22 protein-coding genes are annotated in these 23,684 nt (G+C 54.1%); 11 read left to right on the top strand and 11 right to left on the bottom strand.

All coding sequences use genetic code 11. From position 1 onward, the window contains the following. Window positions 1-184: 184 nt before the first annotated feature. Window positions 185-550, bottom strand: a complete 366-nt coding sequence (locus tag RUM_RS12605; protein WP_015558207.1) for a hypothetical protein — start codon at window positions 548-550, stop codon at window positions 185-187. Between RUM_RS12605 and RUM_RS12600 the strand changes: the two genes are divergently transcribed. Continuing rightward, window positions 539-745, top strand: a complete 207-nt coding sequence (locus RUM_RS12600; RefSeq protein WP_157864606.1) for an IS3 family transposase — start codon at window positions 539-541, stop codon at window positions 743-745. The two genes, RUM_RS12605 and RUM_RS12600, sit on opposite strands and share 12 nt — an antisense overlap. 135 nt (window positions 746-880) lie before the next feature. Here the strand turns inward: RUM_RS12600 and RUM_RS05525 are convergent, their stop codons facing one another. From RUM_RS05525 to RUM_RS05510, 4 genes are all read right to left on the bottom strand, one after another. Next, window positions 881-1,528 (bottom strand): ATP-binding cassette domain-containing protein, encoded by a 648-nt coding sequence (locus tag RUM_RS05525; RefSeq protein WP_049775509.1) that lies wholly within the window; start codon window positions 1,526-1,528, stop codon window positions 881-883. Further along, window positions 1,525-3,498: a hypothetical protein gene (locus RUM_RS05520; RefSeq protein WP_015558205.1), complete on the bottom strand. Its 1,974-nt coding sequence runs from the start codon at window positions 3,496-3,498 to the stop codon at window positions 1,525-1,527. The genes RUM_RS05525 and RUM_RS05520 overlap by 4 nt, the downstream gene beginning before the upstream one ends. Window positions 3,499-3,507: 9 nt before the next feature. Further along, a complete protein-coding gene (locus tag RUM_RS05515) occupies window positions 3,508-4,050 on the bottom strand; it encodes a hypothetical protein (protein ID WP_015558204.1) in 543 nt (180 codons plus the stop codon). A gap of 198 nt (window positions 4,051-4,248) precedes the next feature. Continuing rightward, window positions 4,249-6,492, bottom strand: a complete 2,244-nt coding sequence (locus tag RUM_RS05510) for a DUF4434 domain-containing protein (RefSeq protein ID WP_015558203.1) — start codon at window positions 6,490-6,492, stop codon at window positions 4,249-4,251. Window positions 6,493-6,618: 126 nt separating this feature from the next. Here RUM_RS05510 and RUM_RS05505 point away from each other — a divergent pair, with 126 nt between their 5' ends. Genes RUM_RS05505 through RUM_RS05465 form a run of 9 tightly spaced genes read left to right on the top strand, consistent with a single transcriptional unit; the run spans window position 6,619 to window position 15,231 of the window. Next, a complete protein-coding gene (locus RUM_RS05505; protein WP_015558202.1) occupies window positions 6,619-7,272 on the top strand; it encodes a lysophospholipid acyltransferase family protein in 654 nt (217 codons plus the stop codon). Further along, entirely contained in the window at window positions 7,256-8,878 is a 1,623-nt protein-coding gene (locus RUM_RS05500) for a class I adenylate-forming enzyme family protein (RefSeq protein ID WP_015558201.1), read from the top strand. The genes RUM_RS05505 and RUM_RS05500 overlap by 17 nt, the downstream gene beginning before the upstream one ends. Beyond that, window positions 8,875-10,215, top strand: coding sequence for a B12-binding domain-containing radical SAM protein (locus RUM_RS05495; RefSeq protein ID WP_015558200.1), 1,341 nt, complete (start codon window positions 8,875-8,877; stop codon window positions 10,213-10,215). The genes RUM_RS05500 and RUM_RS05495 overlap by 4 nt, the downstream gene beginning before the upstream one ends. A 1-nt stretch (window position 10,216) precedes the next feature. Next, window positions 10,217-10,885 carry a CDP-alcohol phosphatidyltransferase family protein gene (locus tag RUM_RS05490; protein WP_015558199.1) on the top strand — a complete coding sequence of 223 codons (669 nt, stop codon included), beginning with the start codon at window positions 10,217-10,219 and terminating at the stop codon, window positions 10,883-10,885. Beyond that, window positions 10,882-11,526, top strand: coding sequence for a hypothetical protein (locus RUM_RS05485; RefSeq protein ID WP_015558198.1), 645 nt, complete (start codon window positions 10,882-10,884; stop codon window positions 11,524-11,526). Before RUM_RS05490 ends, RUM_RS05485 begins: the two co-directional genes overlap by 4 nt. After that, window positions 11,519-12,391: an isocitrate lyase/phosphoenolpyruvate mutase family protein gene (locus RUM_RS05480; protein ID WP_015558197.1), complete on the top strand. Its 873-nt coding sequence runs from the start codon at window positions 11,519-11,521 to the stop codon at window positions 12,389-12,391. Before RUM_RS05485 ends, RUM_RS05480 begins: the two co-directional genes overlap by 8 nt. Further along, window positions 12,384-13,481, top strand: a complete 1,098-nt coding sequence (gene aepY / locus RUM_RS05475) for a phosphonopyruvate decarboxylase (protein WP_015558196.1) — start codon at window positions 12,384-12,386, stop codon at window positions 13,479-13,481. Before RUM_RS05480 ends, aepY begins: the two co-directional genes overlap by 8 nt. Further along, window positions 13,478-14,194 carry a phosphocholine cytidylyltransferase family protein gene (locus RUM_RS05470; RefSeq protein ID WP_015558195.1) on the top strand — a complete coding sequence of 239 codons (717 nt, stop codon included), beginning with the start codon at window positions 13,478-13,480 and terminating at the stop codon, window positions 14,192-14,194. The genes aepY and RUM_RS05470 overlap by 4 nt, the downstream gene beginning before the upstream one ends. Next, window positions 14,164-15,231, top strand: a complete 1,068-nt coding sequence (locus RUM_RS05465) for a phosphonoacetaldehyde reductase (RefSeq protein WP_242821755.1) — start codon at window positions 14,164-14,166, stop codon at window positions 15,229-15,231. Before RUM_RS05470 ends, RUM_RS05465 begins: the two co-directional genes overlap by 31 nt. Window positions 15,232-15,344: 113 nt before the next feature. Here the strand turns inward: RUM_RS05465 and RUM_RS05460 are convergent, their stop codons facing one another. Next, a complete protein-coding gene (locus RUM_RS05460; RefSeq protein WP_015558193.1) occupies window positions 15,345-17,663 on the bottom strand; it encodes an ATP-dependent Clp protease ATP-binding subunit in 2,319 nt (772 codons plus the stop codon). 178 nt (window positions 17,664-17,841) lie between these two features. Between RUM_RS05460 and RUM_RS12905 the strand changes: the two genes are divergently transcribed. Then, complete coding sequence (locus RUM_RS12905) at window positions 17,842-17,994, top strand: hypothetical protein (RefSeq protein WP_015558192.1); 153 nt, start codon at window positions 17,842-17,844, stop codon at window positions 17,992-17,994. Between the two features lie 71 nt (window positions 17,995-18,065). Here RUM_RS12905 and RUM_RS05455 read toward each other — a convergent pair whose 3' ends face one another. From RUM_RS05455 to RUM_RS05435, 5 genes are all read right to left on the bottom strand, one after another. Beyond that, window positions 18,066-18,398, bottom strand: a complete 333-nt coding sequence (locus RUM_RS05455; RefSeq protein ID WP_015558191.1) for an efflux RND transporter periplasmic adaptor subunit — start codon at window positions 18,396-18,398, stop codon at window positions 18,066-18,068. Window positions 18,399-18,427: 29 nt separating this feature from the next. Next, window positions 18,428-19,795: a DNA repair protein RadA gene (gene radA / locus RUM_RS05450; RefSeq protein WP_015558190.1), complete on the bottom strand. Its 1,368-nt coding sequence runs from the start codon at window positions 19,793-19,795 to the stop codon at window positions 18,428-18,430. A gap of 17 nt (window positions 19,796-19,812) precedes the next feature. Beyond that, window positions 19,813-20,538, bottom strand: coding sequence for an N-acetylmuramoyl-L-alanine amidase (locus RUM_RS05445; protein ID WP_015558189.1), 726 nt, complete (start codon window positions 20,536-20,538; stop codon window positions 19,813-19,815). A 195-nt stretch (window positions 20,539-20,733) separates the two neighbouring features. Beyond that, a complete protein-coding gene (locus RUM_RS05440; protein ID WP_015558188.1) occupies window positions 20,734-21,393 on the bottom strand; it encodes a DUF6709 family protein in 660 nt (219 codons plus the stop codon). Window positions 21,394-21,410: 17 nt separating this feature from the next. After that, window positions 21,411-23,579 (bottom strand): Tex family protein, encoded by a 2,169-nt coding sequence (locus tag RUM_RS05435; protein WP_015558187.1) that lies wholly within the window; start codon window positions 23,577-23,579, stop codon window positions 21,411-21,413. Window positions 23,580-23,684: the final 105 nt, after the last annotated feature.

Here is a 23,684-nt window from a genome sequence, read left to right as displayed (position 1 = left end):
GCTGTCAGCAAGAGAGGATCATGAGAGATAGCGGCTTTCTCGCCACGGTGACTGCCGTGGCTTACATATATTGCGGTCATAGACAGCACGACCGATTTTCTTTCTTCGGATTTGAATGATACTTGCAGATTATGCCCGCTTGTTCTTTTGGATAACACTCCGATGTTATCAGAAAAAAGCCGTGTTATAAAAATGTTATCAATCCGAACGAAGGCACAATAGAGGACTGCAATTTAAACGTATTCATGCGCTCATACACATCCTTACTCTCGTCGAACAAAGCAATAAACATCGCCCGGACCTCTTCCGGAGCGGCTTTGGCAAAGCCTACGATCATACCCTTGGGGAAATTGTTGTTGGATGCCAGCAGATTGAAGGTCTTGTCAAGGGAGCGGTTCAGCATTTCGGGGAAATTCTGAGCATTCACATCCCAATTATCCTGAAACCACTTCACAGCTTCCCATTTGTATTTTGCATCGCCCCACTGCGTGGGGACAAAATTCTGTTTGTACTGTGCCAGTGCATCTTTCAATCGAAATTGGTCAAACATGATACCACCCCTTTATGCCTCTCTCAGGCTTTTATAGATCTGAAAAAGGAAGAAACTGATCGCAGAACTTATTCTTCCTTTGAGGAACTGAATCTCAGCATTTTTCAGTACATTCACGGCTTTTATAATTCTTTCAGACCTCACTCTCATAATAATGAGCTTTCTCCCAATCAGGCTGAAATGACCCTTTTGTAAACTTTCTCATTTTATTTATCTGATTTATTGACTATAGTCCGAAAGTTACTCTATCTCTCCAAAAAAATATCAATCCAGCCCAGCCAAAGCAATATCAAAAGTCTGCTTAAAATGACATCATCATCCAAAGACAGCTTAGACAGAGCCTGCTGCAGATTGCCCATTGCCGCCTGTCTTCAGCCGCAGCACATTTGGCTCCGCATCCATAATTTTCTCACTATGTGTCACCAGTACAATGGTCTTCCCTTGATCATTCAACTGGTGCAGAATCTGCAAGACCACCCGGGCGTTTTCAGCATCCAAAGAACCGGTTGGCTCATCCGCCAGAATGATACTGCACTGTTTGTACATCAGCCGTGCCAACGCCACACGCTGCTGCTCGCCGCCGGACAGTTGGTATACCTTCGCATCTTTTTTCTCCAACAGACCCACCTGATCCAATGCCTGTTCCGCCGAAATGGCCGCCCTTGCATGCTTCTGAACCAGGTTCAGGTTTTCCAGTACCGTTTCATCCTCAAGCAGTGCAAAATTTTGGAACAAGAATCCCACCTGATAGGTGAAGAAATTCCGCATACTCCGGCGAGAACGGATTTCCTTCCCGTCGATCAGGATCCTACCCTGATCCGGCTGCTCCAGTCCTCCGATCATATTCAGCAAGGTGGTTTTTCCGCAGCCGCTTTTCCCGGCGATTACCAGGAACGATCCCTCCGGGATTTCCAGGCTGAACTGATCGAACAGCACATGATCCCCGAACTTTTTGGTTATATTCTCAAGCGCAATCACAGACTGCCTCCTTTTAAAATCTTTGCAAGATTCACTCGTTCAAACCGCAGAATCTGGTACAGTATCATACAAAATTCCAATCCAAGCAGCCCTGCACTGACCAGCAGGATCGACACACAGCTTGCGAATCCGTACATCAAATACAACAGCAGATTTGTGACAATGCCGATCATCGTTGCGAACAGATTCAGCAACAGAATTCCCCGGTTTTTCTGCCACACGGAATAGCCAAATATCTTCTTCAAAGCCAACCGTTTTGCATGCACCATATATTCCAGCTGCACAATGGTGGCAATGAAACACATCTCCAGCAGAAGCAAAAAACCACTGATGCATGTGTTCATCCAGAATACCCGGGACAGAGATGCTTTATACAACGCAAACCGATCCGGTACGGAAATGGCGTCCACCCGGCGCATGGAGGGATCCGATTGTCCGCTGGCATCCCACCGATACAGAGCAGATTTCATGATCGCATCGCTGCTCATAGATTTTGGGATTGACAGTTGCCGCAGCCGTTCCGGCGTAATGGCGCAGTACACACAAATGGGCTGCTGAATCGCTTCAAAGCCATATGTATTGGAGATGGAACTTGAAAAGTTCAGGCAAATGCCGCTTTGCCGCCCGGTATAGCTGATCTGCCGAAAGGAGATCTGCTCCTCCGGTATGCCAAAGGTAAGGGATATCTCCGCCAGGGCGGCTGACTGAACAGCAGGATCCTCCGCAATCTGCGCCGGAGCCAGAATATAAAAATCTGCCGATTCTCCGTTGATCTGTTCCTCCAGACCTTCGGGCATCAACCCATTCCCATTTTCATTATAAAGAATCACCGGCACTTCCCTGCCGTCCTCCAGGTCTACCAACCGGTCACTGCATGCCAGCGCCACATTGCCCTGGCAATACTGCTCCAGGAAAAAGGCGTTATTGATTTGCATAAACAGCGTCTCTTCTTCATCTATTCCATGTGCGGAGGCAACATCCGGCACGGTGTTCAGCACGCTGTATTGGCTCATGGCTTCCAACCTGCCATACTGAATCAGATATTTGCCAAAGGTAATGGCAGTGGTCACATTCACCGCCAAGGAGGCAATGGCAGCAATCAGAGTCAGAGCCTTCAATACATAACAGTTGGCAAGCAAGGACTCGTTCCGATCCGCCCCATACAATACTTCCTTATAATTGTACCGCAGCAAATCCAGGTACAACAAACTGTTGCACACAAAAAAGCCCACCAGGATGCCCATTACGATCGGGCGCTGATAATTCTCTGCTGTATAACGATGCAGCAGCAACACCGTCAACCCCAATTCTCCCAGAAACACGCCAAGATCCAGCAGCAGATTCCGCAGGATCAATCTGCTCCGGGATGCACCTAGAGAAATCAGCACAAAATTCCGCTTTTTTTGGAATTGGATATCAAACCAAGTCAGCAGAAGGAGCAGCACACAGGCAATGCCCCAGATGACAGCCACGATCCACCAGTTGGTGTCCTGTATGCCCTTCTGACCGCCTATCACCTGGAAGTGTTCTCCCAGACAATCCATCAAATAGTTGGCATCCCGGGTGGAAGCCATCACATAAAACAACAGGGGTTCCTGCTCCTGTTCCATTTCGGAAATAGGGCGAATCCGGATGATGGATTGACCGGAAAAGAAGCTGGTACTGGTACCGTCATGTACCGCATACTCCCCGGAAAGCGCCTGCTTCGCTGAATCAGTGGTGTACACCGTACAATGGAATTGATCCTGCGCGGTGATTCCCCCGCAGGCGGCAAACACAGGTACATGATAGGTGTCCGACAGCCGGGACAGCTCCGCCGACAGATAGGGGGCATATTCCGGTGTATACTGTACCTCAAAGTGATAAAACTGATTCCGGAAGACGTTAAGGTAATTCTGATACACCTCGCCACTCAAAAGCAGGGATACTGTGAAAACCAGTATCCCCAAAATCCACTTTACTTTTTTCATAGTCCGTCCTTAGTCGAAAACGTCCGGCCACATGGTCTGTGCACGGTTCATCAATTCCTGGATCTGGTCCTTGTATTCCGCCAGGATCTGCTCTGCTTGTTGGTTGTATTTCGTATCATTCGGGTCGTAAGGAACATACTCCAGATCCTTTGTAATGTAAATCTGTTTGTCTATGTCCGGCGCCAAGATATCCACCCCATATTCGTTTTCCCCAAAGGGCTTCATCCAAATATATAATCCCAATGACAGTCCGCTGGCTCCGTCTTCATGCCCATACTTATCCAATTGTATTTTATACGACTGATCCAGGGAAACACTTATATAGCCTCCCTCCCAGCCCAGATATGCGGGAGTAGCAACCCCGTACCTGTAACCGTCCTTCACCTTACCGTAACTGATTAATCCATGATTATCGATCACATCCATTTTTTCACGGCAGCGGTGATAGGGTATGTACCGAAGAAACAGCCAGGCAACATTGATGATCGCAAACACGGACAAAATCACCACGGACAAAATGATCAGCCGTTTGGCTGTTATATATTTTTTCATTTTATGGCTCCCTCTTTATTCATTTTTTCTGATTAAATCTGTGTCTATAGTATATACCACAAATCCGACCTTGTCAAGTACTTTTTTACAGTTTACCTGATAAATCCCTGGAATTTGTGAGCCAAAAGAAATGACTGACAAACAGAGCACATGCACATCACCGTGCATTTCCTGTTTGTCAGTCACTTTATTTGCAGATTACTCCTGCACCAGGATTGCCTTGACAGCAGCAAGATCCGCTCCGTTCAGCAAACCATCCCGACAAAGATCCCCTGCCTGCCAATCCGCAAGCATGGTGTCCGGTACAGCCAGCAGCCACCGCTGCAGCAGCACAACATCCGCCACATTTAGCTGTCCATCGCCGTTCACGTCTCCCAGCACAAGCTCTGACTGCATCCGGATACCGTTTTCCTTCCCGTAGGAAATGGCGGCCGGACTGTCTGAATCGATCACGAAGCCGGGCTGCAGCTGATAGCCGCTGCGGTAGCGATACCCAAAGCTGCGAAGTCCAAGCTGGGCATCCCCCTGGATCCCCACCCTGTACAGGCTGTCGCAGTCCAGAAAGGCGTATGCGCCTACACTGGTACAACTTTCCGGAATGGTAATGTCCGTAATGGCATCACAGCCGCAGAACGCACGTTCCTCGATGATCGTCAGACGCTCCGGCAGTCTCAGCCCCTGGAGCCGGGGACAGTCAAAGAACGCATATTGTTCAATGGCATACAGGGACGTCGGCAGATTCACCGTTTCCAGGGAAATGCAGTGGGCAAAGGCAAACCGGCTGATGTGTGTCACCGTGTCCGGGATCACCACAGACCGCAGCTTTGCGCAACGTTCAAAGGCATACCAGTCCACCACCGTCACCGGCTTCCCTTCAATCTGTGCCGGGATCTCGATCTGATCTGCATCCTTCTCACAACCGGTGATCCGAACGCCGGATTCCGTCACGGTATAGCGCAGATAATCCAGGGAGGTTTTGTTCCACTGGATGGGTGGCTCCGTTGTCAATTGCTGTGTGTTCCCCTGTGTCAGGTTGGATACATCCACCGTAAAGCTGCGCTTTTCGGAAACATTGCCGCACACATCGACGCATTCCACCTCGTAAACCTGCTCCCCCTCCGTGTAGTCGTAATCCACCCACACATTCTGGCTTGCATTGCCGCCAACCTTGACTGAGGGTACGATATAATCATACAGCGTGCCGTTTTTATACAAATTGGTCTGGGCAACCGCTGTGTTATCGGTCATACCGGAAAAGGTAAACTGAGGGTAACGGCTTCCCTCCCGTTCCACCAGGGTCACATCCACCCGGGCAGGCGGCTCCGTTTCAATGGTTCCGGTTTTCAGATATTCCAGAAAGCACTGATGAAATGCCGGCAACGTGTTATACGGAGAATAGTGATGGGGATAGGCGAAGCAGAACAATGCGTCTACATAAGGGTCTGCAATTTCCAGCCGCTGTGTAAAATCCCGTACCGTTTTGATGCCCGTATAGGAAACTCCGTGGGGCGACTGCATACGTGCTGCATCCGGCTGTACAAACATTTCTGCATTGGTTCCCAGCAGCAGCCTGGTGCCTCGCTTTGCATTGGCACGATCCACCGCATCCCGGTATGCCGCCGTCCATCGGGCAAGATGCGCCTGATCCATGCCACCCCCTCCACAGCTATCCTGGGGGCACAGCATATCCCCATCCCGAAAGGGGATCCGGGTCAGTACCTCTGTCCAATACTCTGTAAAGCGATCCGGATTGATGCTGGCGTAGCCATATCCGAAGATGTTTACATAGGGGCTGAACAGCAGAGGCATGCTTGGATCCAGCTGATTGCACCGCTCCAGCATCAGAGTGAACATTTCCTCCAGTCCCTCCGCATAGGCGTCAATGCCCGTGTCCGTGTCCATATAAATGGTATTGTACAGCTCCGTCACAAAGTAAAACCCGTAGTAGGTATCCGGATACGATGCTTTATACTTATTATATAGTTCCGAGGTGATCTGATTGCACTGCTCCATATACTGCCGGTTCGCTTCCCTGCCGGCTTCAGAGGCAATGTCACTGTTCCAGGCACAGTCCAGACCCATGCCCAGGTACAGCTTGATGTCGTATTTGTCACAGTAAAACAAAATGGGCTCCAGCGCATCGTACACCGTGTATCCGCTGAGGAAGTCCAGCTCTGAGGGGTAGTACACCGTCCAGCTGCCATCCGCATTGTGGTTTGCCACATCCCCCATGATCAGATACTGGACGCCGGTGTCCTTCATCGCCTGCATTTCCGCATCCCACTGGGCATCATCATAGGTCATATACAGCCAGGGCTGAATGAATGTACCGTCCAGGTGGGTAACATGGTTCTCCTCTCCTGCGGCTGCAGCATGAGGCAGCATGCTGCAAGCCAATGCCCATGCTAATGCAAGGGCGCAAAGTGTGTTTCGCAAATGCATATGCACCATCCTTTCTCATTGGTAAATATGATAATCTGATTATAGCACAGCACACTGGGATTTGCAATGCGCTCCTTGACAAAATCGTAAATTTACCTTACAATATAAGTGAAAGAGGATGATACTATGAAACAGACCTGTTACACATACCAGATCCTGCGATTTTTGTTTACACCCCTGTTCCGGCTGCTGTACCATCCCCACGTCATGGGCAGCGACAATATTCCTGCCACCGGGGCAGTGATCCTGGCAGGGAATCATATGCACGCCCTGGATCCGATCCTGATTGACACCTCCACCAAGCGTATAGTCCGCACTCTTGCCAAAAAGGATCTCCACGATGGTCCCTTTGGCTTTGTGTTCCGGGCGGTGCATACCATTCCGGTAGATCTGCACAGCAAGCACAACCCGGCAGCTTTGCATGCCGCTGTCCACGCCTTGCAGCAGGGGGATGCGGTGAATGTATCTCCGGAGGCAAAGCGCAATTACACAGAGCAGCTGCTTTTGCCATTTAAATACGGGGCGGTGGTCATGTCCGCAAGAGCCCATGCCCCCATTATCCCCTACGCCATCACCGGTACATACAAGCCCTTTTCCGGCGGCGTTACTGTGCGATTCGGCGCACCTTTTTATGCTTCCGATGATCTGACCGCCGCCAACCGGGAGCTTTACAACCGGATCGCAGCGCTTTTGCGCCGCAGCATGGATCCGGCAGTGCTGGCGCAAAAACAGTTTACTGAATTTGATGAATGGAGCATTGGACATGACAAGACATCTTGAATATCCGGACTGCTCCCTGTATGGGCAAATTGCCAAAACCGCCAAAGCATACCCGGACGGCTGTGCACTTTCCTATTACGGCAGACGGATCACCTACCGAAAGCTGATGGAGATGATCGATCGGTGCGGAGAGGCATTAAGCAGCCTGCATATCCAAAAGGGAGACAGCGTGGCGGTGATCCTGCCAAATATGCCCCAGACGGTAATTGTCTTTTATGCCCTCAATAAGCTGGGGGCGGTGGCAAATATGATCCACCCCCTTTCCGCCCGGGGCGAAATAGAATACTATTTGCAGCTCAGCGGCAGCAAAGTGATTCTGGCACTGGACGGCATTGCAGAAAAGCTGGAGGGTCTGTCGGCGGATACTGTTATAATAGTATCCCCGGACAGCTTTATGCCCCTGCCCCTTCGCATTGCATACCGGATCCGCATAAAAAGGGAACCGCATGACCGGATGGATTGGCACACACTCATGCAACAGCCCGGCGCTCCCGTCACCGATATGGGCAAAGGCGCCGACGGTGCAGCAGCGCTTTACACCGGAGGCACCACCGGCAAGCCAAAGGGTATCCTGCTGACCAACTTGAATTTCAATGCCCTGGCACTGCAAAGCATGGATGCCTGCGGCTGTCTGTTGCCCGGTGATCGGGTACTTTCCGTGATGCCTATGTTTCACGGCTTTGGTCTGGGCGTATGCATCCACACGGTGTTGACCTTCGGCGGCACCGCCATTTTGCTGCCCCGGTTCCATCCCAAGGAATTTCACAGGCTGATCGCCAGATACCGCCCCAACGTAATCGCCGGGGTGCCGTCCATTTATGAGTATCTGCTGCGGAGTGACCTCGGCAAGCTGAAGCTGGATTTTCTCAAGGTCGCCATCTCCGGCGGAGATTCTCTTGCAGTCAGCACCAAGCGGCAGTTGGATCGGATACTCCGGCAGCATGGCAGCTCCGCCCGGATCCGGGAAGGGTACGGTTTGACCGAATGCGTCACCGGCTCCTGTCTGATGCCCCAGGAAAGCGAAAAAGAGGGCAGCATAGGTCTGCCCTATGCGGATACAGAATATCGGATCTATGACAACCAGCATCAGACAGCCCTGCCCCCTGGCGAACTGGGCGAGATCATTCTCCGGGGGCCGACGGTGATGCAGGGATATCTGCAAAATCCGGAGGAAACTGCCCGGGCGCTGCAAACCCATGCAGACGGGCACACATGGCTCCATACCGGAGATCTGGGGTGCATGGATGCAGACGGATATATCTACTTCAAGCAGCGTTGCAAGCGAGTGATCGTTTCCAACGGCTACAGCATTTACCCCCAGGCCATTGAAAACGCCATTCTTTCCTGTCCGGAGGTATCTGCATGCGCTGTGGTAGGGGTGCAAGATCCCATCCGGGGACAGCTTGTACAGGCGTTTGTGGTTTTGAAGGAGCATGCCGCAACGGAGCAGACCGAGCAGGCACTCCGGGAGATCTGCCGGGAACAGGTGGCTGCCTATGCTCTGCCACGAAAGTATGTGTTCCTGGAGGCTCTGCCGAAAACCCTGGTGGGTAAGATCGCCTACAGCCAGCTGGAGGCAATGGGCAGTGAGGAGGAGGATACATGAAAGAAATCCGGAAGGTGCTCCTGATCCACCCGGAGATTTCCCGGACAAAGTACAACTTTGCGGGCGTCATCGACAACGAGCCACTGGAACTGGAGTACATCGCCGCCCTGCTCCGGGAACAAGGCGTGGACTATGCCATTTGGGACGGGCAGGTAGAGCGCATCTCCGCCGCCGAGAAGCTGAAAGCCTACATGCCTGATCTGGTCTATGTCTGCGGCCGCACCAGACAGGAACGGTTCATGCTGGAATACTGCCAGGCAGCAAAGGATCTATGCGGCAGTGTCACCGTCATTGGCGGATTGCATGCACAGCAGTGCTATGCCCGGATGTATCAGAACTGCGTGGACTACATTCTCGTTTCCTTTGATATATTTCAGTTGATACAGCTGATACAGGGCACACCGTCGGAACAACTGGAGGACATGTGTTGGCGCACGGAGGGTGACTGGCACACTGCAACCCCCAAGCCCTTTGACATTCAGCGGCTTCCTCTGCCGGATCGAAGCTATTTTCTCACCCATACCGACCGATACCGATATCTGGAGCTGCTGCCCTGTGCCCATGTGCGGACTGCCTACTGCTGTCCCTACCGGTGCAGCTTCTGCAGCCGGAACAAGCTGAACTGCGGAGTGTATACCTGCCGGGACATCCAGGATGTGGTGGAGGAAATTGCCCGGATCCCCTGTGAGAACATCTATCTGGTGGACGATGATTTTCTGGTGGATGAGAAGCGCATCCGCCAGTTTATCAACCTGATCCGGGAGCGGCAGATCTGCAAGCGGTATGTGTGCTACGGCAGGGCGGACTTTATCGTAAGGTATCCGGAATTGATGCAGCAACTGAAGGAAATCGGCTTTTACTACATTCTCACCGGGCTGGAGGCACTGGACGATCAGCATATGACCGCCTACAACAAAAAATGCGATATGGACTGCAACACAAAGGCAGTGGAGATCCTTCACAACGTGGGGATCCATATGATGGGCATGTTCATTGCGGATCTGGACTTTACCGGAAAGGATTTCCGCAGCATGTACCGCTGGATCAAAGCCCACAAGCTGCGGCATGCGGCAGTGTCCATCTTCACACCGGAACTGGACAGCCCCCTGTATCAGCAGTATGCAGACCGGATCCTGACAGAGGATCCCGGCGATTGGGACTACCTGCATGTAGTGGCGCAGCCCGGCAGGCTGAGCCTGCGTGCCTACTATTTTCACTACCATGTACTGCTGATCCGGCTGTTTCTCCGGGGCTGGCGGGACGGCATCTATGACTTTGTGGATTACGGATACTACATCCGCTCCTTTGTAAAAAATATGTTCCGGTTCGGAGGGTAATATGGCGTATCAAAATCCGGCGAAAAAAATCATTCCCAGCAAGCTGGAAACTGGCGTACAGCAGTTTCTGTACAAGCATGTGGGAAAGCGTATTCCCAGTTGGATGACCCCCAATCAGGTAACTCTGATTGGCGCATTGGGCGGTTTGTTCGCCATTGTCTGTACAGTGCTGACCTGGCTGTCCTCATGGTTCTTTCTGGGCACCATTCTGGGACTGGCAGTGCATCTGGTGGCGGACGACCTGGACGGCTATGTGGCTCGGCAGCGGCAGATGGCGTCCCGGGCAGGAGCATACTTTGATCTGATTACGGATGTGCTTCTGTCCACCTTTCTGCTGATCGCTCTGGGCTTCTCCCCCTATGGCAGCCTGGAGGTCATGATCTTTGCAGCACCGGTGTACGGCATCGTGAACGTCACCGCCATGAACTACATTCTCTACTGCAACGAATTTCTGTTCCCACGGCTGGGACCCATCGAAGCACACATTTCCTATGTGCTGGTGTCCATACTGAGTATGGCAACCCATGGACGGGTGCTGTTCACCCTGTTTGGAGTATCCTTCCGGATCGCTGACGTAATTGTGGCGGTGGGGCTGATTCCCATGTACTATGAAATGGTCCGGCTTCAGATTCAGCTGTTCCGCCAACTCAAGAAACAGGAGAAGTCATGAACCGAATTTACATTGTTCTGATCCGTGCCCATACGGGACTTGCACGCATCGGCAGGCTGGTAACCGGATATCCATACACCCACATCGGGGTGTGTCTGGATCCTTCTCTGACAGATTTTGTCACCTACTCCCGCCGGTTTCACAATCTGCCTGCCTGTGCCGGGTTTATGCACGAAAAACGGGACTACTACGCCTTTGGCAGTTATCAATGCTTCGGAGCAAAGGTATTCCGACTCTCTGTGGGAGAGGATGCTTACCGGCGGATCCTCCGCTTCATCCGGCAATGTGAAACAGACCCGCAGCAGCTGTTCAACCTGCTGTCCATGGCGACCATGCCGGTGCTGCACGGATTTCCCATCTACAAGGCACATAACTGTATGAGTTTTACTGCAAAGGTGCTGGAGCTGTCCGGACTGTTCCACATGGAACGTCCCTACTATCAATACACCATCCGGGACATGGATCAGCTACTGGAGGGAACCTGTATCTTTGAGGGCAGACTCCGGCGAAAGAATTCCCCCGGATACGCCGCTTATATGCAATCCTTCCCCTTGTATCGGCGGATCGGCTCCGGCATCATCCTGACCGGCAGGCTGGTGGGACGGATGCTGACCCACAAAGGAGGAAACGGAAATGCATGAAAATCCCCTGGGCAGTCTGCTGAAAAACGGTGCTCCGCTGCGGATTCTGGAAGCGGTCAATGGACTGGAAGCCTATGTAGCGGAGCATGCCTTTGCCCCAGATTCGGAGGGAAACCAGATTACCTTTGACGGACTGTGGCTCAGCGGTCTGTGTCATGCAGCCGCAGCAGGTATGCCGGACGACGGACGCATGCCGCTTTCCGAAAAGCTGACGGCTGTCCGGACGATCCGCCGGGTCAGTCAAAAGCCCCTGCTGGTGGACTGCGACAACGGGCAGGGGGACTTTTCCCATACCGCAAGGGCATATGCCAAGGCAGGAGTATCCGGTCTGGTGGTGGAGGACAAATGCGGACAAAAGCACAACTCCCTGTATGGCAGTGCCCGTGTCCAGTTGCTGGAGGATCCCCGGATCTTTGCTCAAAAGCTATCGGATGCCAAAGCCCATGCACCTGAGATCCTGCTGTTTGCCAGACTGGAAAGCCTCATTGCCGGACAGAGCATGGAGGACGCACTGGAACGGGCGAATATCTATGCCAAAGCCGGTGCGGACGGCATTGTGATCCACAGCCTGGACAAAACCGGCGAGCAGGTACTGGAATTTTGTCATCGGTGCAAGCAGCTGCTGCCGGAAATGCCGGTAGCGTGCATTCCCACCATGTACCCACAGCTGTCCTGTCATACCCTGCACCAAGCGGGAGTGAACATGGTGATCTACGCAAACCATCTGACAAGAAGCGCTTACAAAGCCATGTGCCTGACCGCCGGATCCATCCTTGCCGCCGGCAGCAGTGGGGAGGCGGATCAGCAGTACTGCGCACCCACAACGGAAATTCTAAGGATCACGGAGGAGGCAACCCATGATTGAACCGTCCCTGTTTTATCAGTCCCTTTGCGAAAAGGGACTGGATTTTTTCACCGGAGTTCCGGATTCCCTGCTCCAGACTCTGTGCGCCTGCCTGTCTGAACGGGCAGGCAGAAACTATGTGATCGCCGCCAATGAGGGGAACGCTGTCGGCATTGCCGCCGGTCATTACCTTGCCACTGGAAGTCCCGGAGTGGTGTTTCTGCAAAATTCCGGTATCGGCAACGCAGTGAATCCCCTGCTGTCCCTGGCGGATCCTCTGGTGTACCGGATCCCCATGCTGCTGCTGATCGGCTGGCGCGGAGAACCAGGTACACAGGATGAACCCCAGCACAAAAAACAGGGGCTGGTGACGGTATCCTTACTGGAGAGCATGGGGATTCCCGTCCGGATTCTGGATGCAAACTGGGAGGATGCGTTGCAGGATGCCGCCAAGCACATGCAAAACGGCGGCATTTCGGCACTGCTGATCCGCAAGGGCACTTTTTCCGAATACCCATTCCAGCCTGTCCCCTGTTCCTTCTCCATGACCCGGGAGCATGCCCTTTCCGTGATCCTGTCCTGTCTATCTCCGGAGGATTTTGTGGTATCCACCACGGGAAAAACCTCCCGGGAACTGTTTGAGCTGCGGCAAGCCGCCGGACAGGGACATGGACAGGACTTTCTCACCGTAGGCTCCATGGGGCATGCCTCCTCCATTGCCCTGGGGCTGAGCCTGGCGTCCTTCAAGAACATCTATTGCATCGACGGGGACGGAGCATTTCTGATGCATATGGGTGCATGTGCGGTGAACGGTTGTACCGGGGGAGACAATTTCAAGTATATCGTTCTCAACAACGGCTGTCATGAATCTGTGGGCGGACAGAAAACCGTGGGGTTCCGGATCCATATGGAGGACATTCTGGAGGGCTGCGGCTTTGCGGTATGCAGGGCGGAAACTGAAACCCAGCTTCGCCAGGGTATGAAACACCTTGCAAAGCAAAAGGCTGCGCTGGTGGTGTATATCCGCCCCGGATCCCGAGCCGATCTGGGCAGACCCACCTCCACCCCCGAGGAGAATAAGCATTGCTTTATGGAGGCGATCCAGGCATGAAAGCTCTCATTTTCAATTCCGGCACCGGTAGCCGGATGGGGACGCTGACTGCAAACAAGCCAAAATGCCTACTCCCCCTGCCCGGCGGCGAAACCATTCTGTCCAGGCAGCTGCGGCTGCTGTCCCGGCATGGCATCCGGCAGGCGGTCATCACCACCGGTGCATACACCGGATTGATCCGGCAGCAGGCGAAATGCGACTGCATGGAGATTACCCTGGTGGAAAATCCCCGGTACGCCCACACCAACTATATTTACTCCATGTTCCTGGCGGAACCCACTATTGCAGGGAATGACCTGCTGATGCTCCATGGGGATCTGGTGTTTGAGGAACAGGTGCTGACAAGACTGCTGGCGGCATCGGGCAACCGATGCTGCGTGGATCTGTCCGCACCCCTGCCGGAAAAAGATTTCAAAGGGCGGCTTCGGGACGGATGTTTGCAGAAGGTATCCGTTCACATGTTCGGGCAGGATTGCTTTGCCCTGCAGCCCCTGTATAAGCTGGATGCAGCAGCCGTTCATGCATGGTGCCGGGAGGTATCCGCATGGGTTCGCCGTGGACAAGTGCAGGTTTATGCAGAAGAGGCGTTGAACCGGATCCCGGAGCAGCTGCATATCCAACCTCTTGCCTGTGACGGTCTGCTGCTGTCGGAGGTGGACACCCCGGAGGATTACCAAGCAGTATGGGAGGCGCTGAACCCATGCAGGAACTGATCGTGCCGGGCAATGCCTATGCCGGACTGGACGCATACCTGGAACAGCACCAAATTACCAGGCTGTTTCTGGTGTGCGGAAACTCCATTGCGCAGTTTCCCCTTTGGGATCACCTGACTGCCCTGGAGCAGCGGCGGAACATCCGGATATTCCGTTTTTCCGACTTTCACCCCAACCCGGATCTGAGCTCCGTCCAACTGGGGGCGGCGCAGTACATCGCCCGGGCATGCAGCGGCATAGCCGCAGTGGGCGGGGGCAGTGCCATAGATGTGGCAAAATGCATCTGGCGGGAAATCGGAACACCCGATACGCCCCTTCTGGCGATCCCCACCACCGCAGGCTCCGGCAGCGAAGCCACCTCCTTTGCGGTGATCTACAAAAACGGAGTCAAGCAGTCGGTGGGAAACTGCCTGCCCAATGCAGCGATGCTGGATCCCACCCTGCTGCGGACGCTGCCCCTGTATCAGCGGAAAGCCACCCTGCTGGATGCCCTGTGTCACGGCATTGAATCCTGCTGGTCGATGCATACCACGCCGGAAAGCCGAGCCTATTCTGTCCGGGCGATCCGACAGGTGCTGGAGCATGCGGAGGGATATCTGACCAATCAGGATGCCGGAAATGCAGGCATGCTCCAGGCGGCAAACCTGGCTGGCAAGGCGATTCACATTGCAAAAACCACCGCTGCGCACGCTATGTGCTACCGGCTCACGACCCTGTTCGGCATCGCACACGGACATGCTGCTGCCCTGTGCCTGTCCGCCCTGTTCCCGGAGCTCCTCCGGCATTCTCTGCCGGAACAGACATCCGCCGCCCTGCGGGAAATTGCCGCCGCCATGGACTGTCCGAATGGAACAACGGCTGCACAGAAATTTGCATCCTTTCTGCAGGCGCTGCACCTGCCCGGGCTTTCCCGTGAGATTCCGATTACCCCGAAAGTCCTTGCAGCGTCCGTAGACCCGGATCGGCTCGCCAACACGCCCATTCCACTGGGCACAACCGATCTATGCCGACTTTACGAACAAATTCTGCATGCATAAGGAACCGGCAGTCTGTATGATTTACAGACTGCCGGTTTTAGGATACCGCACAAAGATTGTACAACAGATATGGTACAAAGCCGTCAGGCATACTTTTGCAGTGTTGCCTTAGCTTATGCGGTCACCGCCGGGATCTGCTGACGCAGCACAAACTGCCCCGCTTCATAATCCAGGCACACGGGCACTGCCGGATCCAGTTTTCCAGCTAGGATCTCCCGGGACAACAGGTTTTCCCCGTATTCCGTAACGCGTCTGCGGATGGTACGGGCACCATAGCGTTCCTGTTCCTCCGCCTGTGCCATCTGCTCCACCGTCTTTGACGTAAAGGTAAGCGTATAGCCGATTTTCTCTGCCCGAGCTGCCAATTTTTCCAGCTGCATCCGGGCAATTTTCTGATAATCCCCTGCATCCAGCCGCCGGAACACAATGCAGCCATCCAGTCGATTCACAAGCTCCGGTCTTAACTGCTGTTTCACCTGGGACAGCACCCGGTCATCCGGCGCATGAAGCCCTTCCACAAAGCCCAGGCTGTGCCCCTGCATCTGCCGGGCACCAATGTTGGAGGTCAACAGGATCAGACAGCTACGAAAATCCACTCGTCTCCCCTGTGCGTCGGACAACGCCCCGTCCTCCAGAATTTGCAGCAGGATATTCAGCACATCCGGATGCGCCTTCTCGATCTCATCAAACAGCACCAGACTATAAGGTCTTGCCCGCACCGCTTCGGACAGGATGCCCCCCTCCTCGTGCCCCACATAGCCGGGAGGCGATCCCAAAAGCCGTGCCACGCTGTGCTTTTCCATGTATTCCGACATATCCAGCCGGATCATGGCATCCTCCCGGTCGAACATGCACACCGCCAGCGCCCGGGCGAGTTCAGTTTTGCCCACGCCGGTTGGCCCAAGCAGCAAAAAAGAACCGATGGGGCGTCGGGGATCCTTCAGCCCCACCCTGCCCCGCTGGACGGATGCGGCAATGGCTTCAATGGCAGCGTCCTGTCCCACAATCCGCTGCTTGAGTGCCTGCTCCAGCTCCAGCAGATTTTCCTGCTCCGTCCGGGTCAGCTTCGTGACCGGCACTCCTGTCCAGGTGGAGATCACATCCGCCAGATCCTGCTCCGTTAGCTGAACAGTGCCGGATGCTTCCGATGCCAACAGGGACTCCCCCACCGGATCATAGGGCTCCTGGGAGGCGGGCTGATTCCGCTGCGCCTGTACCCTCGCCCGGGCACATGCCTCATCCAGCACATCGATCGCCTTATCCGGCAGGCATCGGTCGTGGATATACCGCACCGACAGGGTCACGGCGGAGCGCAGCAGGCTATCCCCGATTTCCACATGATGAAAGCATTCGTATTGTTTCCGCAGTCCCCGTAACATCTCCAGCGCCGCATCCTCCCCCGGCTCCTCCACATATACCGGCTGGAACCGACGCTCCAGGGCGCTGTCCTTTTCAATAAACTGCCGGTATTCCCGGAGGGTGGTAGCGCCAATCAGCTGCAATTGTCCCCGGGCAAGCTGGGGCTTTAAAATGTTAGCAGCATCAATGGCTCCCTCCGCCGCACCGGCTCCTACAATGGTATGCAGCTCATCAATGAACAGGATGATATTTCCTCCCGCTACCTCATCCAGCACCGCCTTGATCCGCTCTTCAAAATCTCCCCGGTATTTCGCCCCTGCCAGCATGGCAGTCAGATCAACGGACACAATATGCTTTCCCTGCAGCGCCTCCGGAACCAGACCCTGCTGGAATAACCGGGCAAGTCCCTCCACAATGGCGGTCTTTCCTACCCCCGCCTCCCCCACCAGACAGGGATTGTTCTTACTGCGCCGGGCAAGGATCCGGATCAGACGATCCACTTCCTTTTCCCTGCCGATGAGGGGATCCCGCACAGCGCCGTCTCCCGGCTCCGTCAGCACTCTGCCGTACTTTAATAAAGTGGGATACCGTTTCCGATCCAGCATGCGGATGCCATTGTCCAGTCCGCTGCCGCATGCGGCACATGCCTTTGCAGCCTGCTCCGTCAGGACTGAAAGATCCGCCTCCAGAAGCCGGAAGATCCCGCAGGCTGTACAGTTCTCCTGCTCCAGCATGGCAAGGAGCAGATGCTCTGAACCGATCAGCCGGGAGCCGGATTTTTGCAATAGCTTTTCCGCTCCCTGCATCACCCGGCGCAGTGCCGGCGTGTAGCACGCCTCCGTGACGCAGGTGGCTTCCCCCTTTCCTGCTGTCTGCACGATCTGCTGATACACGCTGCGTGCCTTAATCCGCTGCCCCTGCAATACTGCTGCCCCCACATTGGAGCCATCCTCCAGCATGGCGAACAACAGATGCTCCGTACCTACATAGGTATGCCCGAATTTGCAGGCGCACTGTACTGCGTCTCCCAGAATCGCCGCCGCTTTTTTCGTATACCGCTCCGCCTGTTCCATTGAACCTCCGCCTTTCATTCTGATTACAACTAATAGTATGCCACAAGCTGTGCAAAAAAATTGTCAGAAGCAGAGGGCTTGTCCGGCTGTAACACATTTTCACCCCGGTCATATGATGTACTATGAAGCGGGCAAGAAGCTCACTTCACTACATCTTATTTAAAGGAGTGCTTGAATTATGGGTTGTGGATGCGGTTTTGGTGGTAACTGCTGCTGGTGGATCATCATTCTGATCCTGCTGTTCGTTTGCTGCGGCAATGGCTGTGGCGGCAACTGTGGCTGCGACAACGGCTGTGGCTGTAACAATGGCTGCGGCGGCTGTGGCTGCTAAGTAGTTCCCAAACAGGAACTGTCCGCAGAGTATTCTGCGGACAGTTTTTTTCAGGCAACACGGTGTTGCTTTTATACACGCTGCTGGATGCGAACCCGTTCCCCGTCTGACAGCTCCGCTCCGGACAGGAGCCAATCCCCGGCGGACACCCCAAAGCATAGCTGCACGGTTCCATCCGGACAAGCTACAGCCCCCACCATACGACGGTATGCCTTTCCATCCTGATATACATACACATAGGCACTGCCGCCGGCAAAATGCACCCAACAAGCAGGAACCGCTGCCGGCTCTTCCAGGCAGTACGCCTGTGCCTGGGGCAGGGTATGAGGATAAAGCAAAGGCACAGTGACTGCCCCGGTGGACATGCCTACAGATACCGATAACAAAAAAGCAAGCTTCTTCATACTCACAGTCTGCCCGGACATGGCTGGAATTATGCGATTACAGACACTGCCTGCTTCAGACTGCTGACCCCGATGATCCGCATATTGTACTGACTGGGATCGATGGTCTGCAGGGACTGCTTGGGCACAATGCAGGTTTCAAAGCCCATGCGCTCCGCCTCCCGGACACGCTGGATCAGATGGGTCACTGACCGTACCTCTCCCCCCAGACCGATCTCTCCGAAGGCAATCAGCTTCTCGTCAATGGGCTTATCCAGCAAGCAGGAGCTGAGAGCAAGCGCCACCGGCAGATCCCCGGCAGGTTCGTCCAGCCGAAAGCCCCCTACAATGTTCAGGTACACATCCAATGTACCGAAGAACATACCCAGCCGCTTTTCCAACACAGCCATGATGATCGCCATTCTGCCGAAATCCACCCCGGTGGACATGCGCCGAGGGGAGGAGAAACCGCTTTTGGTGGCAAGCGCCTGCACCTCTGCCAGAATAGGGCGGGAGCCTTCCATGACGCATGCCACACAGGTACCGGACACACCGTGGGGTCTGCCCGCAAGGAGCATCTGGGAGGGATTCTCCACTTCCCGCAGACCCTTGTCGATCATTTCAAACACGCCGATTTCGTTGGTGGAGCCAAACCGGTTTTTCACTGCCCGAAGAATCCGATAGCTCAGATGCCGCTCCCCTTCAAAATACAGCACCGCATCCACAATATGCTCCATGACCTTTGGCCCGGCAATGGCACCGTCCTTGTTTACATGTCCCACAATGAAAATGGGGATCTCCTGCCGCTTGGCAGTGTGCATGAACAGGTTGGTGCATTCCCGCACCTGAGTCAGACTGCCGGGACTGGAGGAGATCTGGGACAGGCTCATGGTCTGGATGGAGTCGATGATGACCACATCCGGCTCCGTAGAACAGATGGTATCGCAGATCGCCTCCGCATCGTTCACCGTCAGCAGATACAGGCTTTCCGTATCCACCCCGAGCCGCTGTGCCCGCAGTTTGATCTGCCGGGCGGATTCCTCTCCGGACACATAGAGCACCGAATGATTCTGCCCCAGATACTGACAGATCTGCAAGAGCAGTGTACTCTTTCCGATGCCCGGCTCGCCTCCCAGCAGCACCAGCTCGCCCTTTACAAGACCGCCCCCCAGCACACGATCCAGTTCTCCCATACCGGTTCGATACCGCACCTCTGATTCCATATCCACCTGGGAAAGCTCCAGGATCCGGTCAGAAAGATCCACTGCAGCCCGTGCGCCGGGAGCGGATTTGACAGCCGGTGCCGGAGTCGATTCCTCCAGGCTGTTCCATGCGCCACAGCCGGCACACTTTCCGTTCCACTTGAGGCTTTCATAGCCGCATTCCGTACATACATACACAGTCCTTGCTTTTGCCATTCCTGTTCTCCTTTTTCTCAGCCTGCCAGATACTCCTGCAAGCCTGCGTAGATCGTAAATGCCACCTGACGCTGATATGCTTCATCCGTCAGCCTTGCAGCCTCCTCCGGATTGGACAAAAAGCCGCATTCCACCATTACCGTGGGATTCTTGCTGAAATAGCACAGAAACAGTTCCTTGCCGCACTGCTTGATCTCCCGGTCATTGTCCGGCTGAAGCCGGGTATGAAAGGAGCCTTGCAGCTTCTGCGCCAGCCGTTCGCTGTCCTTGTTGGTGGGGGCGTAAAACATCTGGGCGCCGCTGTATTTGGGATCCGTAAACTGGTTCTGATGAATGGAAATACAAACAGCATTGCTGCGCTCGTTGAAAATCGCCAGCCGATTGTCCATATCGGAGCTTTTCTGGTTGGCGATGCCCTCAATGCCGCTGTCGTGGATGGAGCGATCCGTATCCCGGGTCACCACAACTTCATATCCGGACACGGACAGCAGATCCCGCAGGTTCAGCAGGATATTCAGATTGATCCCCTTTTCCGGCACGCCAGCCGCAGAGGAACAGCCACCGTCCATGCCGCCATGCCCGGCATCCAGCACGATCACAGGCACATTCTTTGCTGTGCTGAAGGTATATACTGCCGCATCCTCCTGCTTTCGGACAGCAAGCCGAAATGCTCCGACACCGATACCCGCCACCAGAGCCAGCGCCAGAATTCGCTTTGCGTTGCGCCATTTTAATTGATTCATTCGTCACACACCCTTTCGGTTTTTCCCCATCCGGAGCTATTCAAAGCTATGAAACTCCCACAGGAAATATGACAAACTATCATGAGTACTGCCTCATTATACCACAAAGGCGCATACCCGTCAAATCCGGCAGATTGCGGCACCTGGCATGGATCCCACAAAAAAAGAACAGGCATTACGCCTGTTCCTTGTAAATCAATAAAATTCCTGGCTGGACTGCTTTTTTGCCTTGATCTTCAGTACCAGCAGAACAATCAATCCCACTGCTCCCACAGCAGCCAGACCGATGCCGGTGTAAACGGAACGCTGGAAGCCGTCGAACTTGGTGCGTGAGATCATATACACCTCAGTGTTCTTCTCAAAGTCCTCATCGCTGAAATCCGCCTGTTCCTTAAACCAATCCTTAAAGTACCCGGCAACCTTGTCGTCCATCTTCTTGACCTCGCCCTGGATCATCAGGCTGGAGGTGGGTGCCGGTGCACTGCCATCCTCTGAGTTCAGATAGTCCCAGGTTTCGTTGCAGATCTTATCCAGCGTATCATACTCTTCCTTATTGCTGGTTTCGTAAACCGCATAGCTGTTGGGCAGACTGATGATGTAGTACAGCTTCGTGGAATCGTCCGAAGTCCGGATACCGAACTTGGTCTCATACTCCTCTGCAACTGTATCCAGTACATAATCCACCTTGCCGCTAACCAGATCCCCGGTCTGCATCTGCCGATAACCCAGATTCGCAAGGTCTGTGACCTCATTGTTCTGATACTTTTTCATCTTGCCGAAATCCGTCACCAGGATAATGCCAATGAAGAACATCATCACAAAGACCACTAGCAATACTTTTTTTACTTTTTCCATAACCCACTTCTCCTCCGTTATTTCTTGTTTGTATCATCCAGCCGCATGGTCAGACCGATCCGCTTCCGCTTCACGTCCACATCCAGCACCCGTACCTTGACAACCTGCCCTACCTTTACCGCATCCAAAGGATGCTTGATATATCGGTTGCAGATCTGGGAAATATGCACCAGCCCATCCTCATGAACGCCGATATCCACAAAAGCGCCGAAATCAATCACGTTCCGGACTGTCCCCACCAGTTCCATGCCTGGTTTTAAGTCCTTCAGTTCCATGATGTCCCCACTGCGCATCAAGGGCGGCGGCAGCTCGTCACGCACATCTCTGCCGGGCTTCTGTAATTCCCGGACAATGTCCTGTAGGGTGGGTACGCCTACCCCAAGCTGTCTGCTGATTGCATCCATCCCCTGCTTGTTCAGGCGATCCCACAGAGATTGAAGCTCCTCCTTGCCGATGCTTGCCAGAGAAAAGCCGCATGCATCCAGCAATCCCCTGGCAGCCTCGTAGCTTTCCGGATGCACCGCCGTATTGTCCAGAGGATTCTTCCCCTCCCGGACACGGATAAAACCGGCGCACTGCTCATATGCCTTTTTCCCTAGCTTCGGCACCTTCAGCAACTGCTTTCGGTCGGTAAATGCGCCGTTTTCCTCCCGGTATGCCACAATATTCTTCGCCACTGAGGCATTGATGCCTGCCACATAGGAAAAGAGGGAGTGAGAGGCGGTGTTGATGTCCACGCCCACACTGTTTACACAGTCCTCCACCACACCGGTCAGGGCTTCATCCATCCTTGCCTTGGGCATGTCGTGCTGATACTGCCCCACACCAATGGCCTTCGGATCGATCTTCACCAGCTCTGCCAGAGGATCCTGCAAGCGCCGGGCAATGGACACTGCACTACGCAGGGATACATCGTATTCCGGGAACTCCTCTGCCGCCAGCTTGGATGCGGAGTATACGGAAGCCCCCGCCTCACTGACCACCATATAGCTGACTTTTCTGTCCAGCTCCTTGAGGATCTGCGCTACAATATACTCGCTTTCCCGGGATGCGGTGCCGTTTCCAATGGCAATGGTAGTCACCTTCCATTTTTCAATGATCCCCTTGAGCTTTTGCTGATCCGCCGCTACCTGTGCAGCGGAATTTGCCGTAATATGTACCACGTCCGTATGCAGCACCTTGCCGGTATGATCCACCACTGCCACCTTACAGCCGGTGCGAAAGCCCGGATCCAGTCCCAGCGTGACCGTATTCTTCACCGGGGGCTGCATCAGCAGCTGACGCAGGTTGGATGCAAACACCTTAATGGCTTGCTCGGCTGCATTTGCCGTCAGCTCATTGCGGATCTCCCGCTCTACCGAGGGAAACAGCAGCCGCTTGCAGCTGTCCTCCGCCGCCTGGCGCACATAGGCACCGCTGGGAGAATCCCCTTTCAGATAATGCCGCACCACAAAGCTCTCCCCCATATGCTCCGGCAGAGAGATTGCCACCTTCAGAAATCCTTCCTTTTCGCCCCGATCCAGTGCAAGCACCCGGTGGTGTGCAATTTTCCCCAACGGCTCTGTGTAATCGTAATATGTGCGATACACACTTTCCGCCTCCGGATCCGCAGCGACAGCGGATATGGTGCCGCTTTTGGCGATCAGACTCCGCAAATCCTTCCGCAACTGGGCATCATCGGAAATATCCTCTGCCAGAATGTCCATTGCTCCCTGCAAGGCCGCCTGTACATCGGGCACCTCCTGCTCCGGATTTACAAAGGCAGCTGCCTCCCGTTCCGGATCCACACCTGGCTTTTGGGCAAGCAGCAGCCGTGCCAACGGCTCCAAACCATGTGCACGGGCAACGCTTGCACGGGTCTTGCGCTTGGGGCGATAGGGTCGGTACAGATCTTCCACCTCTACCAGGGTTTTGGCAGCGTCAATGGCTTTGGCAAGCTCCTCCGTCATCTTGTCCTGTTCCGTGATGGAGACCCGGATCTCCTCCTTGCGTTTTTCCAGATTCCGCAAATAATTCAGTCGATCGAAGATCTCCCGGAGAACCTGATCGTCCAGAGAACCGGTACGCTCCTTCCGGTATCGGGCAATAAAGGGAATGGTTGCCCCTTCATCGATCAATGCCACCGTCTGGTCGATCTGTTCCTGGCGCAGATGGAATTCCTGTGCCAGCACTTGATTGATGTTCATGCATGACTCCTTTTGACCGTTATAAATCTATTATAGCACTGATTTTTTTGTTTTGCAAGGGATTTAAACAAAAAAAGGATAAAGTATTCTCCATCCTTTCCCCGC

Source organism: Ruminococcus champanellensis 18P13 = JCM 17042, from assembly GCF_000210095.1.
GTDB classification, from domain to species: domain Bacteria; phylum Bacillota; class Clostridia; order Oscillospirales; family Ruminococcaceae; genus Ruminococcus_F; species Ruminococcus_F champanellensis.
The sequence above is the reverse complement of the archived record's forward strand: the minus strand, read 5'-3'. Positions and strand labels throughout refer to the sequence as shown.

Bases quoted from the DNA above. Each gene is read 5' to 3' on its own strand.
- RUM_RS05495 (WP_015558200.1), top strand. From the start codon at position 8,875: ATGAAAGAAATCCGGAAGGTGCTCCTGATCCACCCGGAGATTTCCCGG.
- RUM_RS05465 (WP_242821755.1), top strand. From the start codon at position 14,164: ATGGGAGGCGCTGAACCCATGCAGGAACTGATCGTGCCGGGCAATGCC.
- aepY (WP_015558196.1), top strand. From the start codon at position 12,384: ATGATTGAACCGTCCCTGTTTTATCAGTCCCTTTGCGAAAAGGGACTG.
- radA (WP_015558190.1), bottom strand. From the start codon at position 19,795: ATGGCAAAAGCAAGGACTGTGTATGTATGTACGGAATGCGGCTATGAA.
- RUM_RS05510 (WP_015558203.1), bottom strand. From the start codon at position 6,492: ATGCATTTGCGAAACACACTTTGCGCCCTTGCATTAGCATGGGCATTG.
- RUM_RS05485 (WP_015558198.1), top strand. From the start codon at position 10,882: ATGAACCGAATTTACATTGTTCTGATCCGTGCCCATACGGGACTTGCA.
- RUM_RS05500 (WP_015558201.1), top strand. From the start codon at position 7,256: ATGACAAGACATCTTGAATATCCGGACTGCTCCCTGTATGGGCAAATT.
- RUM_RS05440 (WP_015558188.1), bottom strand. From the start codon at position 21,393: ATGGAAAAAGTAAAAAAAGTATTGCTAGTGGTCTTTGTGATGATGTTC.
- RUM_RS12905 (WP_015558192.1), top strand. From the start codon at position 17,842: ATGGGTTGTGGATGCGGTTTTGGTGGTAACTGCTGCTGGTGGATCATC.
- RUM_RS05520 (WP_015558205.1), bottom strand. From the start codon at position 3,498: ATGAAAAAAGTAAAGTGGATTTTGGGGATACTGGTTTTCACAGTATCC.
- RUM_RS05455 (WP_015558191.1), bottom strand. From the start codon at position 18,398: ATGAAGAAGCTTGCTTTTTTGTTATCGGTATCTGTAGGCATGTCCACC.
- RUM_RS05445 (WP_015558189.1), bottom strand. From the start codon at position 20,538: ATGAATCAATTAAAATGGCGCAACGCAAAGCGAATTCTGGCGCTGGCT.
- RUM_RS05490 (WP_015558199.1), top strand. From the start codon at position 10,217: ATGGCGTATCAAAATCCGGCGAAAAAAATCATTCCCAGCAAGCTGGAA.
- RUM_RS05505 (WP_015558202.1), top strand. From the start codon at position 6,619: ATGAAACAGACCTGTTACACATACCAGATCCTGCGATTTTTGTTTACA.
- RUM_RS05470 (WP_015558195.1), top strand. From the start codon at position 13,478: ATGAAAGCTCTCATTTTCAATTCCGGCACCGGTAGCCGGATGGGGACG.
- RUM_RS05515 (WP_015558204.1), bottom strand. From the start codon at position 4,050: ATGAAAAAATATATAACAGCCAAACGGCTGATCATTTTGTCCGTGGTG.
- RUM_RS05435 (WP_015558187.1), bottom strand. From the start codon at position 23,579: ATGAACATCAATCAAGTGCTGGCACAGGAATTCCATCTGCGCCAGGAA.
- RUM_RS12605 (WP_015558207.1), bottom strand. From the start codon at position 550: ATGTTTGACCAATTTCGATTGAAAGATGCACTGGCACAGTACAAACAG.
- RUM_RS05460 (WP_015558193.1), bottom strand. From the start codon at position 17,663: ATGGAACAGGCGGAGCGGTATACGAAAAAAGCGGCGGCGATTCTGGGA.
- RUM_RS05480 (WP_015558197.1), top strand. From the start codon at position 11,519: ATGCATGAAAATCCCCTGGGCAGTCTGCTGAAAAACGGTGCTCCGCTG.